Here is a 15221-nt window from a genome sequence, read left to right as displayed (position 1 = left end):
GATGTTCTCTCCTTACGGTCGAATCCATCGGACACGGCCCTTGTGTTTTCCGTCCCCCGGTCCGGGGCAGGACGCCGGAATGACTATTGGTTCTGCCAGGCGGCCGTGGCCTTGTGAAGAGTGTCCGCCACAGTTCCCTGGCCCAGGCACATGGAGGCCATGTCGGTCGCGACCTTGCCCGCCAGCGGTGTGGTGTTCAGGTCGGTCCCGAAGATCGTGGCGTCGGCCAGGATGGGTTTGATGGTCGCGGCCAGGGTCTCCTCCTTGACGGAGCCGTCCAGAGGAATGCCGCCCAGGATCTTCTGGAGTTCCTCCATGCGGGGGTCGGGGCTGAGTTTGATGGACCGCCCGGCGTCGTCGGTTCCCTGTCCATCCGAACCGATCAGGAGCCGCAGCCAGGCGGCGATGATCAGGGGAATGGCCTCCAGGTCGGCCGCGTCCAGCCCCTCGGTTCGGATGTACTTGCTGATGGTATTGCCGTACCTGACAGGAATCTTCTGGGAGGTGTCGGTGGAGATACGCGCCGGGGTGTCGGGCAGTCCGGGGTTGGGGACCCTGATTTCGATGACCTGACGGAGGAATTCCTTGGGGGAGAAGATGCCCGGGTCCTCGACCACGGGCAACCCCTCCACATAACCAAGGCGGGTGACCAGGGCCTTCAGGTCCGGGTCGGCGATGGTCCTGGACATGGTCGGATACCCCAGGAGCATCCCGAAGACCGCCAAGGCCGTGTGGAGCGGGTTCAGACAGGTGGTGACCTTCATCTGGTCGGCGGCGTTGACGGTGTCCTTGTCGGTCATGTAGACCCCGGTCTTCTCCAGTGGCGGACGGCCTGCGGGGAAGTCGTCCTCGACCACCCAGTACCAGGTCTCCTCGGTATTGGTGTATGAGGCCATGGCGGTTCCGCCCTTGGTGCGGAAGGGTGCGGCGTCGGCGATGCCCAGGGCCTCGAGCCGTCGGCCAACCTCCCTGTCGGGGTTGGGGGTGATTCTGTCGATCATGGTCAGAGGGAAGGTGATTTTCTTCCCGTCCCTGAGGTAGTCGCCGAAGTCCTGCCCGGCCAGGTCCCTCTTGATCCACTCGTCAGCCATCTGTCTGACGGCTTGTCCGAACCGTTCCCCGTTTCGGGAGAAGTTGTCGGTGCTGACCAGGGCCAGAGGGAAGGAGCCCGCCTGGAATCGCTCCAGGAGAAGGGCCGTGATGACGCCGATGGCGCTCTTGGCCTGGGAGGGTCCTCCCTCGAATTCCGGGGCGATCCAGGGCAGGGGCTCACCCTTGGCGTCGACCAGGGCGTATCCCTTTTCTGTGATGGTGGTGGTGATCATCTGCAGTCCGGGATCGCGGAAGACCCGTTTCAGGTCCTGCAGGGGTTTCGGATCCTCCCCCAGGGGGTAGGTGCCGGCCACCGAGGCGATCAGCGAGGTTTCCATGGATCCGTCAGCTTTCAGGATGACCTGGAGGAAACGGTCGTCAAAGGGGGTGTAGGCCTGGTCGATGATGGCCGGGTCGAAGGACTCGGCCACCAGGATGCCCCTGTCGGTGGATCCCAGATCCAGGAGTTTCTGGGCGATGGGGGCGTGAACGGCCCTGAAGAGGTTGCCGGCCCCGAAGTGGACCCAGGCGGGCGAACGGTTGGTGGCCTGGCGCATCGCATCGATGTCGAACGATGGCAGGGCCACACCTGTCTCCTGCCAGACCTTGTTTTCGGTATTGATATTGTCACTCAGGTGTAGCATCAGCGTCTTCCTTTGCAAAAAGAACCGTATGCGGAGGCGGGGGCGTCTCCGTCCTGTCCTCTCTGTATATCGAACCTATCAAGCCGGTCCACATCGGCCTCCTGAGTTGCCGTTTGTTTCTCATGACTCATGAGGTTGCCATGGGAAGGCTGGGTTCACCTATACTTGGCCATAAGTAGTACTTGCGACGCAGGCGTCCATTTTGGACGCCGGGGGCCGGTGAGGGGAAGGCTGATACGGATAGATGAAGACCGAAGCGGACTCGGAGGGTGATTCCTCCAACGGCAACCACCGCGTCACCATTTATGATGTGGCCCGTCAGGCCGGTGTTTCCCCCTCCACGGTTTCACGCACCTTCTCACGTCCGGACCGTGTCAGCATCTCGACGTCTCGGAAGGTCCAGCAGGTTGCAGATGCCCTGGGCTACCACAGCGACATGGTCGACAGCCGGCCGGGCACCCAGGGGAGGGGCCTTGTGGCTGTCATCGTGCCCGATCTGGGCAACCAGTTCTTCACTGGGGTCATCCGCAACATACAGGACCAATGCGAGCGCTTTCGATTCGAGACCCTGATTCTGGAGACCAGGGAGTCCATCACCAAGGAGCGCCGCATCGTCGATACAGTGGCCCCTGTTGTTTCGGGTATCATCCTGGTTTCCCCCAGGATGCCTGATGCCATGATTCGCAAGTGTGCCCAATTGCGCCCTCTGATCAGCGTCAACCGCGACGTTCGGGGTGTCTCCAGCATCTGTATCGACGTTTCCAAGGGGGCACGCCAGGCGGTTGATCACCTCCACACCCTGGGCTACCGGAGTTTGACATACCTGGACGGGCCGGCGGCCTCCTGGTCGGGGGGCATCCGGTGGCGGCACATCTTCAACGAGTGCGATGCCAAGGGGATAACCGTCAAGCGTTCGCTACCCTGCGCCCCTACCTTCTATGGCGGCTACTCATACGCCGAGAAGTATCTGGATGACCCCACCGGGGCGGTCATCGCCCATAACGACCTGATGGCCATTGGACTGATTGTGGCCCTGAGGCGGCTGGGTTGTGAGTGCCCACGAGACGTTTCGGTTATCGGATTCGACAACGACACCATGTCCATGGTCAGTAGTCCACCCTTGACCACCATTCATATGTCCCTGTCCGCCTTGGGCAGGGGGGCGGCCGACCTTCTCATGCAGCGTTTGGCCGGTACGACTTCGACTGCAGCCACTCCGATCGTCCCGGCTCACTTGATCATCAGGCAGAGCACCGGTGCCAGACTGGATAAGCCCTCAGGGCGGAACGTGGCGGAGAGTGAATCCCTATCATGAGTTCCCACCCCCGGCCTCATCGCGTAACCATTAGGGAAGTAGCCGAGAAGGCTGGTGTCTCCCCCTCGACGGTATCCAGGGCTTTTGCCCGGCCGGACCGGGTCAGCGCTGCCACAACCAGGCGGATATTCGTAGCGGCTGATGCCCTGGGGTACTATACGGAGCTGGTCGACACGGTCCCCTCCCGGACCCTGCGCGGAATGGTGGCCATAATCGTTCCCGATATCGCCAACCAGTTCTTCTCCGACATCATCCGTTCAGTACAGCACGAGTGCAACGAGGCCGGTTTCGCTCTTATCGTTGCCGAATCCGAAGAGAGCGCAACCAGGGAGAGGGCGGCTTTCAACAAGATTGCGGCCTATGTTGACGGGGTGATTCTGACATCCTCCCGGATGCCCGAGGCCATGATCCGCAAGTGTGCCCAGACCAGGCCCATCGTCGTGGTCAACCGGACCGTGCGGGGGGTACCCAGCGTGGCAATCAATATCACGATAGGAATCCGACAGGCGGTTGATCTTCTGGTGTCCATGGGATTCGAGCGGGTGACCTACCTGGATGGTCCCTCCTCGTCATGGTCCGTCGGGGTCAGGTGGAACCATACCTCCGAGGAGTTCCGTAAGCGTGGGGTGACGGTTCGGCGCATCTGGCCCGGTTCTCCCACCTTCGTCGGAGGGTATGCCATGGTCGGGCGGTACCTGAAGGACCCCACCGGGGCGGTCATCGCGCACAACGACCTCATGGCTCTGGGTTTCATGGCGGCCATGCGTCGTCATGGTCGCCGCTGTCCGGAGGATTATGTGATCATCGGGTTCGACAATGACACCATGGCCCAGGTCAGCGAACCGCCTCTTTCGAGTGTGGGTAATTCACCGCCAAAGCTGGGCAAGACCGCGGCCACCCTCCTCTTGGAACGGCTGAATGGTCGGACCGACCTGGGGCAGAGCATCATGGTCCCCTCCTACCTGATCGTACGGGAGAGCGTAGGGAAGACCGGAACCCGATCATCCTGAGGAGGACGGTGTCCCGGCAAATCATGGCAACACCATCCCCATACCTTTCCGGGCACGGATAGGCTGACCCATGGTATATACGAGTTCCGATTCCATGCGGTCCCGACTGCCTCCTTGCCCTGTGCACAGGCGGCTCCTGAATTCATGGGGGCAGGAATCCCGGACTCGCCATTTTCGACTAAGGAGTTTGCAGTGGCTTTCCTGGATGATGACTATCTGCTCGGGACGCAGCTTTCCCGGGAACTCTTCCATGATGTGGCTGAGGATCTGCCCCTGGTGGATTATCATTGCCACCTCCACGCCAAGGAGATCTACGAGGATCCCAACTTCGGCAATATTGTCGATGCCTGGCTTACTGATGGGCATAACTACGGCGATCACTACAAGTGGAGGTTGGAGAGGGCCAACGGGGTGCCTGAACGGCTGATAACCGGTGACGGTGACCCATGGGACAAGTTCCTGGCCTACGCACAGACCATGGAAGAGGCCGTGGGCAGCCCCGTCTACCTCTGGACCCATATGGAGCTCCGTCGTTACTTCGGCATTACCGAGCCCCTGACCGGCAGGTCCGCCAAGTCCATCTTCGAGCAGACCAACGAGCAGCTGGCCACCCCGGAGTTTTCGCGCAGGGCCCTCCTACGCCGGATGAAGGCCAAGGTAGTCTGCACCACCGATTCTCCCGAGGACAGTCTGGAATACCATGAGCTCTTTGCCAAGGAGGGGGAGTCCTTCAGGATGGTTCCCGCCTTCCGTCCGGATGTGGCCCTGAATCCGACTGCCGACGACTATGGGGAGTGGATCGGCGTCATGGAGTCGGTCTGTGGCAGGTCAATCAACGGTTTCGGCGACCTGGTCGATGCGCTGAGGGAACGTGTGGACTACTTCCATCGGCACGGTTCCAGGCTTTCCGACCACGCCGTCGATGTGGTGGAGTTCGCACCGGCCACGACCGGGGAACTGGACGCCATCTTCGGCAAGGCCAGGGCGGGCCAGGTTCTCGACGACCACGAGCAGTCCCAGTATCGAGCGGCCCTTCTTCTGGAGCTGATGAGGATTTACAAGGACAAGGGTTGGACCATGCAGCTCCACCTTCATGCCAGCCGCAACAACAATTCGACCGCCTTCCGGGAGCTGGGGGCCGACACGGGCTACGATGCCATTGCCGATGGCCTGGTGGCAGCCCCGCTGGTGGCCCTCCTGGACCAGGCACAGAGCTCGGGCACCCTGCCCAAGACCATCGTCTACTCCCTCAACCCCAATGATTACATGGCCATAGCCACTGACCTGGGCTGCTTCGGAGGCGATAATCGCGGCCAGCTCCAGCTGGGCAACGCCTGGTGGTTCAACGATACGGTCACCGGGATGCGCCGCCAGCTTGAGGTTGTGGCCGAGACATCCCTCCTGGGCAACGCGGTGGGGATGACCACGGACTCCCGCAGCTTCCTCTCCTTCCCCAGGCATGAGCTCTTCCGCAGGGTGCTCTGCGGTCTCCTGGGCGACTGGGCGGCACAGGGTACCATCCCCGATGACAAGGAGTATCTGGCTCCTCTGGTCCGTGCGGTCTCCTATGAGAACGCCCTGGCCCTCTTCGAGGACTGATATATCAGTAGGTTGTGAATAACGTGTTTGCCTATATGAATTGATAATCCGTATAAGCAGGCACGTTCTGTCCTGGAATATTGGGCTGGTTGTCTGTCGACCGTCGGCGGCTGACGGATTGCCGTCCCCTAAGGCCGTGAGCAGGCGTTGGTCCACCAGTTCGGCAGGGTCCTTCATGAATATCCTGTTAGGGTATCCGGTACATCCGAGTGCTCATTTCCCCGCCTGTCCTGCTTGGTATTCAAAGGATCGGCGACAATCGCGCAAGACGGCACGATCCTGATTTCCATGGAACAACCTTTGGTTGATATTGCTGTTTAGGTTCCCCGCCAATCGTTCCCCGACTATGAGGTATCCACTCAAGGAAATGTTTCCATCTGCCCTGGATTGGTCCGGTTCCTCTTTCCGGTGTGCATGGAAAGATGGTATTCATTGCGGGTTGCGGTTCTCTGTCGGTACCCTTGCGCATTGAATTCCTATCTAGGCCGAACATAAGCAATGCGGCTTACGCAGCGGTGTCTTTCTTCATGCTGAGACGTAACCGGCCGTGTGCGCGATGATGCATGTGTACTTGTCGGAATCGCGGATATGACAGCCACGATGTTGCCACGTGGAGAACTGGTCCGGACCGGCGGTCGCAACCTTCGCAAAGGCTGGCAACAAAGTGATTCGTGTCTGAAGCCGCCCATTAGCTTGAAGGTATGAGTGAGACAACGCGACAGTGCATGGTTCCAGAGGGTGGCTCCACGGGATTCGTTCCCACCTGTGATACGGGAGATGACACCGGCCTGAAACATGACTATGTCAAGGAGATACCGGAACAGACCGGGCGGGATACGATCCTCCTGAATCCGAAGGATATGGTGGCCGTGGCCGCCAGAAGCCTGGAACCGGGCGAGAAGGTTCAGGTGGAGGGCCATGGTGAGGTGGTCGTGCTCGACAAGGTCCCCCGTGGACACAAAGTGGCCCTCCGGGACATCCCCAGGGGGGAGGACGTCGTCAAGTACGGCTATGCCATCGGCCATGCCAAGGAGGACATCCATAAGGGGCAGTGGGTCCACACCCACAACCTGGCCACCAACCTGGGGGCCAACCTGGATTACCGGTACCGGCCGGTCACCGACACGGTCAAGCCGGGCAGTCCGTCCGGAACCTTCCGGGGGTACAAGCGTTCGACGGGCAAGGTCGGCATCCGTAATGACCTCTATATAGTCCCCACGGTCGGTTGCATCAACAGTCTCTGCAATGCCATGGCCCGGTCCTTCTCGGCCCGCCACCATGGCAACGGGTCCTTCGACTCAGTGGTTGTGGCCCGTCATCCTTATGGGTGCTCCCAGTTGGGAGGCGACCTTGTCTACACCAGGCGTTGTCTCCAGGACATCGCCACCCATCCCAACGCTGGCGGGGTCCTCCTGGTCGGCCTGGGTTGTGAGAACAACCAGATGGAGGACATGCTGGCAACACTGGGTGATTACGACAAGGACCGTGTCCGTTGGATCATTTGCCAGGAGGTGGAGGACGAGCTGGACGAGGCCGATGCCCTCCTGGACCAGATCAACGAGGCCGCGGCCGGTGACCACCGTGAAGAGGTTCCCCTCTCCGAGCTCAATGTCAGTGTCAAGTGCGGTGGGTCCGATGGCATGTCAGGCATAACGGCCAACCCTCTGGTGGGTCGGTTTGCGGAATGGGTGGTCTCCCAGGGTGGTTCGGTGGTCCTGGCCGAGGTACCCGAGATGTTCGGGGCGGAGCAGGTCCTGATGAGTCAGGCTCGCGACGAGCAGGTCTTCCATGACATCATTGATCTGATCAACGATTTCAAGGGATTCTTCCGCAAATACGACGAGGTCATATCCGACAACCCTTCTCCGGGGAACAAGAAGGGCGGAATCACCACCCTGGAAGACAAGTCCCTGGGGTGTATCCGCAAGGGCGGTCGTTGCGAGGTGGAGGATGTTCTCCACTATGGAGACCACATTCGCAGGCCTGGTCTCTCCCTCCTCCAGACGCCGGGCAACGACCTGGTCTCCAGCACCGGGATGGCCGCGGCCGGAGCCCAGGTGGTCCTCTTCACAACCGGGCGGGGGACGCCCTTCGGGACCTTTGTCCCTACTCTGAAGGTGGCCACCAATACCCCCCTGGCCACCAAGAAACACCGGTGGATCGACTTCAACGCCGGCCGTCTCCTGGATGAGCCGGGTGACCGTGTCTTCGAAGACTTCCGCAGGAAGGTCCTCGCCGTTGTCAACGGGGAGGAGACCTGCAACGAGCGTAACGGCATGCAGGATATAGCCATCTTCAAGGACGGCCCGACCGAGTAGGTCGTATATGGGGCATCGGATACCCGGGCCATGATGGTCCGGGCATTTGCTGTGTCCCGCCGGTTTCCGCGCTTGACCAGTCCGCCGAAGCCCGCCGGGGTTCCGGGGGGTGCCATGTCATAAAAGGCAGGGTCCCAATCGGGGTCCCCCTCTCCTATAGTGATGGGCTGGAGATACTTGCGTGCACCATGATCCAAGAATCGGGAGAGCGATGGAACTTTTCAGAAAGAAGTCGGTGGAGCAGACCCTTGCCGAGACCGGTGAGGAGGGGCGTTCGCTGAAGCGGACCCTGTCCACGTGGGATCTGGCCATCATGGCCGTCGCAGTAGCCGTCGGAGCGGGCATCTTCTCTGTGGGTGCCCAGGCGGCGGCCTTCCACGCCGGACCCGCCGTCATCATCTCCTTCGTCATCGCCGGTGTCGTCTGCGGAGCGGCCGTCATGTGCTACGCCGAGTTCGCTTCGATCATCCCTGTGTCGGGATCCGCCTACACGTTCACCTACACCACGATAGGTGAGCTGGTGGCCTGGATCATCGGCTGGGATCTGATCCTGGAGATGCTGATGGCCGCATCGGTCATTTCCAAGTACTGGGGCGTCTACCTGAATGACCTCATCCATCTGATGGGTGGGAAGTCCTTCTCCAGCAGCTTCCGGCTGGGGCCGCTCACCGTAGACCTGGCACCCCTGGTCGTCGTTGCCCTCTTCACGGTCCTTCTGGTTCTGGGCACCAAGCTCTCGGCCCGTTTCGACGGCGCCCTGACCGTCCTGAAGATCGGCATCGTGGTCTTCGTCATCGTGGTCGGCTTCTTCTACATCAAGGCCGAGAACTACCATCCCTTCATCCCGCCGACCGAGCCCGCCTCCGATGTCCCCGGCGCATCCGTTTCCGGTATCATGGGGCAGCCTCTCTGGCAGTGGGTCTCCGGTATGCAGCCCACCATCTATGGCATTCCCGGCATCCTTTCGGGCGCCGCACTGGTCTTCTTCGCCTTCGTCGGCTTTGATATCGTGGCCACCACCTCCGAGGAGGCCAAGGAACCCCACAAGACCATCCCCAGGGGGATCGGACTGGGCATGCTGATCGTCATCGTCCTCTACATCCTGGTGGCCATCGTCACCACCGGCATGGTCTCCTACAAGGATCTGGCCAAGTCCAAGAGCCCGTCCCTGGCCACCGGTTTCGAGATGGTGGGAGCCTCCTGGGCCGCCAAGATCATCTCCTTCGGCATCGTCGTCGGCCTGACCACCGTGGTGATGGTCCTCCTGCTGGGTCTTACCCGTATCGTCTTCGCCATGAGCCGCGACGGTCTTCTGCCCCGGTCGTTCTCCAAGACCGGCAGGCATGGCACACCCGCCCGGATCCAGATCGCCGGAGGCATCCTGGTGGCCATAGTGGCCTCCTGTTTCCGGATCGACGTCCTCTCCGACATGGTCAACATCGGCACCCTTTCGGCCTTTCTCCTGGTGGCCATCTCCCTGCCCATCATGCGCAAGCGTCGTCCCGACCTGCCCAGGTCCTTCAAGATGCCAGGCAACCCCTGGGTCCCCATCCTGATCGCCCTGGCCTGCCTCTGGCTCATGCTCAACCTGACCGTCCTGACCTGGATCCGGTTCGTGGTCTGGCTGGCCTGCGGCTTCGTCATCTACTTCTGCTACTCCTACCATCATTCCCTCCTGGGCCGTCACCAGCTGACCAGTGACGTTTCCGAGTCCACCCGGGAGGGGATCGAGGACCAGGGGTCCCAATCCGGGGGTAGACTGGACCAAGTTATTCAGGAGGTTCACCTATGACCTACGTCATCGCCCAACCCTGCGTCGATGTCAGGGACAAGGCATGCGTGGACGAATGCCCGGTCGACTGCATCTACGAGGGTGTGCGTTCGCTCTACATCAACCCCAACGAATGTGTTGACTGCGGTGCCTGCGAGCCGGTCTGCCCGGTCGAGGCCATCTTCTACGAGGATGACCTTCCCGATGAGTGGGCCTGGTACAAGGATGCCGCCAGCGACTTCTTCGCCGAGGTCGGCGATGCGGGTGGGGCTGCCGCTGTGGGTTCCTACGATCACGACCCCGAAGGGGTCACGGCCCTCCCTCCCCAGAAGTAAGGCCGCCTGGCCTCGAGACCGATTCCGTCAAGCACGTCGTTAGGGGGTTCCATGGGCTTTCAGACCTTCTCGTCTCCCTATGACTGGTCGCGCATAGACCGCTACCGTCAGATTGCCTCGACCCGGCCCGGAGGCCTGGCCGACCTTTCGGTCGGGTCCCCGGTGGACCCTGTACCCCACTCCGTCCGGGAGGGACTGACCCGCGCAGCCGACGGAAAGGATGCCCATGGATACCCCGCAACCGTCGGGAGTCCCGAACTCCGTCAGGCCCTGACCGGGTGGTTCAGGGATGAACGCGGTGTCGACCTGGCCTCCTGCGGGGCGGCGCTCCTGCCCACGGTCGGTTCCAAAGAAGCCGTTTCGCTGATGGCCTCCCTCCTTCACCTGGGGGAGGGTGACGTGGTGGTCCAGCCGGCCGTTTCCTATCCTACCTATGCCATCGGGACCCAGCTGGCCGGGGCTCGGGTTGTTACGGTGACCGATCCCGCCGACGTGGATTCCTGGGTGTCCATTCCCCGAGTCAGAGCCATCTGGGTCAATTCCCCCTCCAATCCGACCGGCGATGTGGTCGATGTCGAGGGTCTTGCCGCCATCGTCAGGGCCGCCCGCTCCATAGGCGCGGTCGTCTTGAGCGACGAGTGCTATGCCCTCCTGACCTGGACCCCGAGCGGCCCCGCCCGGGAACCGGCTCCCTGCATTCTCGACCCCGATGTCTGCCAGGGGTCCCCGGCAGGCCTGATCTGCCTGTATTCCTTGTCCAAACAGTCCAACATGGCTGGTTACCGTTCGGCTTTCATGGCCGGGGACCCGGACATCCTCGGGCCCATGGCCACCTACCGCAAGCAGATGGGAATGATCATCAGCGGACCGGTCCAGGCGGCCATGGTGGCGGCCCTGGGCGACCAGCAGGCCGTCCAGACCCAGCGTGACCGCTATTACCGTCGCCTCCATGACCTGGTTGCGGCACTGCGATCATTCGGATACCAGGCGACCATGCCCCAGGGAGGTCTCTATATCTGGGTCGGGACCCGGGGTGGGGACTGCTGGGAGGACATGGAGACCCTGGCCGGGCTGGGTATCCTGCCCAGCCCGGGAGAATTCTACGGGGATGCCACCCACCTGCGTTTTTCGGCAACAATCAGCGATGCCGTCCTGGACCTGGTCCTGAACCGGCTCGGCAAGTGACACCTCCAGGCGGTCTGCCAGGGGAATCACTGACTGTGGATGGCCCTCGATCGGGTCTTTTCCGCCTGGTGCGGCCCCTGCCTGGTCCTGCCGGTCAGCGGGGTTCACACCCCCAGTTTCACCGACCCCTTGCCGTACCTGTTCCTGATGGTGTCCATGGCGGCCTCTGCGTGGTCCATCCTCTGGGTGCCTGAACCGGTCTTGTGGCTGCTCTCCTCGATGACATCCTCCAGGGATGGCTGAATGGGGGTCTCCTCCACCCGGCCCAGCCCGGAGGCGCTGACACCTGCCAGACGAATCAGGCGGGGGAGTGGGGTGGTCATCGGTGCCAGGTCCGGTAGTCCCAGCATGCGTTTGAGTAGTACGACCGCCTGGGGGTAGATGCGGTTGGCCGAATTGACGGGCATCTCGAGGGTCTTGGCCTTGGTCATATACCGCAGGTCATCGAAGCGCAGTTTGACAGTGATGGTCCGGGCGATCAGGTCATGGGCCCTGAGGCTGGTGGCCACCTCGTCGCTGCAGGTGCGCAGGAGGTGGCAGACCTGCTCCATGCTGGTCGTGTCGTGCAGGAAGGTGCGCTCGGCCCCGATGGACTTCTCCGGGGGGCGGGGATGCACCCTTCCCTGGTCCTGGCCGCGGGCGGAAAGGTAGAGCATCCTGGCCGTGATTTCCGAACCGGTCGCCCTGACCAGGTCATGCACGCTCAGCTTGGCCAAGTCGGCCACGTTCCTGATGGCCCAGGCGTTGAGGCGCTTTTCCAGGGCCGGCCCGATGCCCGGAATCCCCCTCAGGGGCATGAGCCGGACGAAATCGGCCTGTCGGGCCTTGGGAATGAGCAGCATCCCGTTGGGCTTGGCGTTGGTCGAGGCCATCTTGGCCACCAGCTTGTTGGTGGCGATGCCCACCGAGCAGGTCACATTGAAGTTCCTGGCCACGGTGGCGCGGATCCACCGGGCGATGGCCGTCGGCATCCCCCATTGCATCAGGGCGCCCGACACGTCCATGAAGCACTCATCCACCGAGACCTGTTCGATCTGGTCGGTGATGTGCGAGAAAACCGTCTCGAAGATCCGATGCGATACGGATCGGTAGTAGGGCATGTCGACTGGCAGGAAGATCCCCTGAGGGCAGAGCCGACGGGCCCTGCTGACGGGCATGGCCGAGTTGACACCGTAGGGGCGGGCCTCATAGCTTGCCGCGGAGACGACGGAGCGGGTGCCGGTACCGATGATGACGGGCTTCCCTTTGAGTTCCGGGTGCCGGGCGATCTCACAGGAGGCATAGAAGGCATCCATGTCTATGTGGAGTACGGTGCATCCGGTCTCGTCATGTCCCCAGTCTCTCTTGGCGGATGCCAGCCTCGGTGCGGTGCTCATGGTTCCATGATAGGCAGGGGTCCCAATGACAACACCGGACAAAACCAACGAGTGCCGGCTGGTCGAAAGGCTTGAGGGAAAAAGGTGAGTATCCAAGATACGTATGACGAATACAAGTCGGGTGCCTTCGGAACCGGTAAGAGCCGTCTCCGGATTCAGCGGTGATCTTCTCTGCGGGGCCATGCATTGATCTGCGTGGCTGTCCGGAATCCGCTCGGCGAGTCCCATCGTGGTGGGATGGTATTCTGGTGATTTGTTCTGGCCTTATCCGGGTGTCCTCCTGATGCCGATGATAGGGTTGGATCCGGGAGACGTGCCTGAGTGGCCGAAAGGGGCACCCTGCTAAGGTGTTGACTGCGCAAGCGGTCCAGGAGTTCGAATCTCCTCGTCTCCGCAAGTGACCGGGAACCGTTGATATCCAACGGTTCCCGGTTTTTCATTGTTGTGTCAGTCAGCCGGGGTTGCCTTCCTTGGACGTGGAATGGGGCCGGGTGTTCCATCAGTGCGCGGGGACCGGGCTCTGCACGGTCTCGAGTTCGGTGGGGGACACCCTGCCTTGGAGAAGATTGGTCAGCGCCCTGCCGAACCCCTCGACCTGGTCGAGGGGGATGTCATAGGTCATGGTCACCCTGTCCGTGAAGGTCTCCTTGACGATGCCGCCCTGGACGGATTCAATGAGTCGGCGCAGGTGGTCGTGGTCGGGGTAGGCGACCGAGATCCGGTACCGGCGTGAGGTCACTATCCTGGCCGGTCTGGCGGCCTCCAGGGCCAGGGAGGCGGCCGAGGAATACGCGCGGATCAGCCCACCCGAACCGAGGAGTATGCCACCGAAGTACCTGGTCACGGTGACTACGCAGTCGGTCAGGTCCTGGCGTCTCATCACCTCGAGGATGGGTTTGCCGGCAGTGCCCGAGGGTTCCCCGTCATCGCTCATGCGCTCGCTGGTGTGCCCATGGGGACCCCAGATGGCGCTGTGGCAGACATGCCGGGCCTTGGGGTTGGCCAGACGGATCTGTTCAACGAAGTCCATGGCCGTATCCTGGTCCGTAATGTGGCAGGCGTTCCCGATGAACTCGGACTTCCTGTCGGTCAGGGATCCGGTGGAAGGGTGGTCGCAAGGGTCCAGGATGGTCTGCATGGCGGTCCCCTCAGGCTTCAGGATCGTTCGGTCTATGGTCTTCCTCCATGGTAGGGCCATACGTCATGGAGTGTCAGGGAAATCATGGAGTGGACATAAGCTTGCACCATGACCAATCCCCAGGACCAGCCGGAACCAGAATCCCAGGACCAGACGAATGATGACCGGGGGGAGGACCACAAGCCCCACGAGGCACTGACCGTCTTCTATGAGCGGCTGAGGCACTCCATTGATGCGGATGAGCTGCATGAATTCGCCCGACGACCCCTGCCCGACAGGGCGGACCAGGCGGCCTTCTCCCGGTTCACGGCACTCCTGGAGGCCGTGGCAGGCAACGGCCACACCCCGGTCGAGGATAGGATCTTCCTGGCCGAGACCATGCCCTTCCCCAACATCCTGGTCAAGCTTTCCCAGGATGCCGATCCGAAGGTGCGTCGGGCGGTGGCTGCCAACCGGGATGACAAGAACTGGCTGGTGGGCCTCCTCACCAAGGACGAGGACCCACAGGTCAGGGCAGCGGCCCTCCTCAACCCCATGACCTCCTGGAAGATGCGCCTGGAGGGTGCCCAGGACCCGGCGACCGATCCGGACACCCTGGATTACCTGGCTGGGTTGGGGGTCTCAGAGGAGAAGGACGGACCGATGATTCTGGCCTCCATGGTTCGCAGGGCCGTGGCCCTGAACCCCACCACCCCTGAAGAGACCATCAGAACCCTGGCCCGGGATGACCGTGTCGAGGTCGCCCATGCGGCCCAGGAGCGATTGGGCCGGTAATGTTCGACTCGCGTTTTGACGAACGGGGCTAAGGCGTTACAATTATGGATTGTTGTGTTTCCCTAAGGGGTCCTCAAAGCGCTTTTCCCACTCGCCGTCTAGGACTTTCAGGGAGCCCACGGATAATATGGCCTCTCGCCGGCATGGCAGCATGCAGAGCGGGGAGCCCGAAACACAATGCAAGGAAAAGGTTGAATCGTGAAGACTTTCACCCCGAAACCAGCCGATCTGACTCATGACTGGTATGTAGTCGACGCCACCGATGTGGTGCTGGGCCGTCTGGCCACCCAGGTGGCGGACCTTCTGCGTGGCAAGAACAAGCCCACTTTCGCGCCCCATGCCGATTCGGGCAATAACGTCATCGTCATCAACGCGGCCAGGATCGCCCTGACCGGCGACAAGAACGACAAGGTGCTCTACACCCACTCCGGTCGTCCTGGCGGTCTGCGTCGTGACTCCTATGGCGAGCTGCTCCAGCACAATCCCGAGCGGATCATCACCACCGCAGTCAAGGGCATGCTTCCCAAGAACAAGCTGGCCAAGGTCCAGCTGACCCGCCTGCGCGTCTTCGCGGGTGAGGAGTATCCCCACACCTCCCAGAAGCCCGTTCCCTACGAGATCCACCAGGTCTCTCAGCAGGCCAAGTAGAACCAGAGGAGATAGA

The 15221-nt window shown here is 61.7% G+C and carries 12 protein-coding genes and 1 tRNA gene; 10 read left to right on the top strand and 3 right to left on the bottom strand.

What is annotated here, in order from left to right; translation table 11 throughout:
* Nucleotides 1-83 precede the first annotated feature (83 nt).
* Nucleotides 84-1736, bottom strand: a complete 1653-nt coding sequence (locus tag AACP59_RS05395; RefSeq protein ID WP_339350209.1) for a mannitol dehydrogenase family protein — start codon at nt 1734-1736, stop codon at nt 84-86.
* 244 nt (nt 1737-1980) lie between these two features.
* On the opposite strand from AACP59_RS05395, the gene AACP59_RS05390 reads away from it, so the two are divergent.
* From AACP59_RS05390 to dapC, 7 genes are all read left to right on the top strand, one after another.
* Nucleotides 1981-3051, top strand: a complete 1071-nt coding sequence (locus tag AACP59_RS05390) for a LacI family DNA-binding transcriptional regulator (protein WP_297316396.1) — start codon at nt 1981-1983, stop codon at nt 3049-3051.
* The gene (locus tag AACP59_RS05385) at nt 3048-4061 is read left to right on the top strand and encodes a LacI family DNA-binding transcriptional regulator (RefSeq protein WP_339350208.1); all 1014 of its coding nucleotides are present in this window, start codon (nt 3048-3050) and stop codon (nt 4059-4061) included. The genes AACP59_RS05390 and AACP59_RS05385 overlap by 4 nt, the downstream gene beginning before the upstream one ends.
* Before the next feature lie 192 nt (nt 4062-4253).
* Complete coding sequence (uxaC, locus tag AACP59_RS05380) at nt 4254-5660, top strand: glucuronate isomerase (RefSeq protein ID WP_297316394.1); 1407 nt, start codon at nt 4254-4256, stop codon at nt 5658-5660.
* A gap of 701 nt (nt 5661-6361) precedes the next feature.
* Nucleotides 6362-7978, top strand: a complete 1617-nt coding sequence (locus tag AACP59_RS05375) for a UxaA family hydrolase (RefSeq protein ID WP_339350206.1) — start codon at nt 6362-6364, stop codon at nt 7976-7978.
* 211 nt (nt 7979-8189) lie between these two features.
* Complete coding sequence (locus tag AACP59_RS05370; protein WP_297316392.1) at nt 8190-9770, top strand: APC family permease; 1581 nt, start codon at nt 8190-8192, stop codon at nt 9768-9770.
* The gene (fdxA, locus tag AACP59_RS05365; RefSeq protein WP_297316391.1) at nt 9767-10084 is read left to right on the top strand and encodes a ferredoxin; all 318 of its coding nucleotides are present in this window, start codon (nt 9767-9769) and stop codon (nt 10082-10084) included. Before AACP59_RS05370 ends, fdxA begins: the two co-directional genes overlap by 4 nt.
* A 51-nt stretch (nt 10085-10135) precedes the next feature.
* Nucleotides 10136-11269 (top strand): succinyldiaminopimelate transaminase, encoded by a 1134-nt coding sequence (gene dapC / locus AACP59_RS05360; RefSeq protein WP_297316390.1) that lies wholly within the window; start codon nt 10136-10138, stop codon nt 11267-11269.
* A gap of 104 nt (nt 11270-11373) precedes the next feature.
* Here dapC and dinB read toward each other — a convergent pair whose 3' ends face one another.
* Nucleotides 11374-12645, bottom strand: coding sequence for a DNA polymerase IV (gene dinB, locus AACP59_RS05355; protein ID WP_339350202.1), 1272 nt, complete (start codon nt 12643-12645; stop codon nt 11374-11376).
* Between the two features lie 307 nt (nt 12646-12952).
* Here dinB and AACP59_RS05350 point away from each other — a divergent pair.
* Nucleotides 12953-13039 (top strand) — tRNA-Ser (locus AACP59_RS05350).
* Nucleotides 13040-13144: 105 nt separating this feature from the next.
* Here AACP59_RS05350 and AACP59_RS05345 read toward each other — a convergent pair.
* Nucleotides 13145-13783, bottom strand: coding sequence for an IMPACT family protein (locus AACP59_RS05345; RefSeq protein WP_297316388.1), 639 nt, complete (start codon nt 13781-13783; stop codon nt 13145-13147).
* Between the two features lie 108 nt (nt 13784-13891).
* Here AACP59_RS05345 and AACP59_RS05340 point away from each other — a divergent pair, with 108 nt between their 5' ends.
* The gene (locus AACP59_RS05340; protein WP_297316387.1) at nt 13892-14557 is read left to right on the top strand and encodes an AbrB family transcriptional regulator; all 666 of its coding nucleotides are present in this window, start codon (nt 13892-13894) and stop codon (nt 14555-14557) included.
* 198 nt (nt 14558-14755) lie between these two features.
* Nucleotides 14756-15205 carry a 50S ribosomal protein L13 gene (rplM, locus tag AACP59_RS05335; RefSeq protein ID WP_297316386.1) on the top strand — a complete coding sequence of 150 codons (450 nt, stop codon included), beginning with the start codon at nt 14756-14758 and terminating at the stop codon, nt 15203-15205.
* Nucleotides 15206-15221 lie beyond the last annotated feature (16 nt).

It is taken from the genome of Bifidobacterium indicum (assembly GCF_036987015.1).
GTDB lineage: Bacteria > Actinomycetota > Actinomycetes > Actinomycetales > Bifidobacteriaceae > Bombiscardovia > Bombiscardovia indica.
Note: the sequence above shows the minus strand (reverse complement) of the source record. Positions and strands in the feature narration are given on the sequence as shown.

Excerpts from the sequence above, each read along its gene's own strand:
- AACP59_RS05395 (WP_339350209.1), bottom strand. The coding sequence starts at position 1,736 with ATGCTACACCTGAGTGACAATATCAATACCGAAAACAAGGTCTGGCAG.
- AACP59_RS05390 (WP_297316396.1), top strand. The coding sequence starts at position 1,981 with ATGAAGACCGAAGCGGACTCGGAGGGTGATTCCTCCAACGGCAACCAC.
- AACP59_RS05385 (WP_339350208.1), top strand. The coding sequence starts at position 3,048 with ATGAGTTCCCACCCCCGGCCTCATCGCGTAACCATTAGGGAAGTAGCC.
- AACP59_RS05375 (WP_339350206.1), top strand. The coding sequence starts at position 6,362 with ATGAGTGAGACAACGCGACAGTGCATGGTTCCAGAGGGTGGCTCCACG.
- AACP59_RS05370 (WP_297316392.1), top strand. The coding sequence starts at position 8,190 with ATGGAACTTTTCAGAAAGAAGTCGGTGGAGCAGACCCTTGCCGAGACC.
- fdxA (WP_297316391.1), top strand. The coding sequence starts at position 9,767 with ATGACCTACGTCATCGCCCAACCCTGCGTCGATGTCAGGGACAAGGCA.
- dapC (WP_297316390.1), top strand. The coding sequence starts at position 10,136 with ATGGGCTTTCAGACCTTCTCGTCTCCCTATGACTGGTCGCGCATAGAC.
- dinB (WP_339350202.1), bottom strand. The coding sequence starts at position 12,645 with ATGAGCACCGCACCGAGGCTGGCATCCGCCAAGAGAGACTGGGGACAT.
- AACP59_RS05345 (WP_297316388.1), bottom strand. The coding sequence starts at position 13,783 with ATGCAGACCATCCTGGACCCTTGCGACCACCCTTCCACCGGATCCCTG.
- AACP59_RS05340 (WP_297316387.1), top strand. The coding sequence starts at position 13,892 with ATGACCAATCCCCAGGACCAGCCGGAACCAGAATCCCAGGACCAGACG.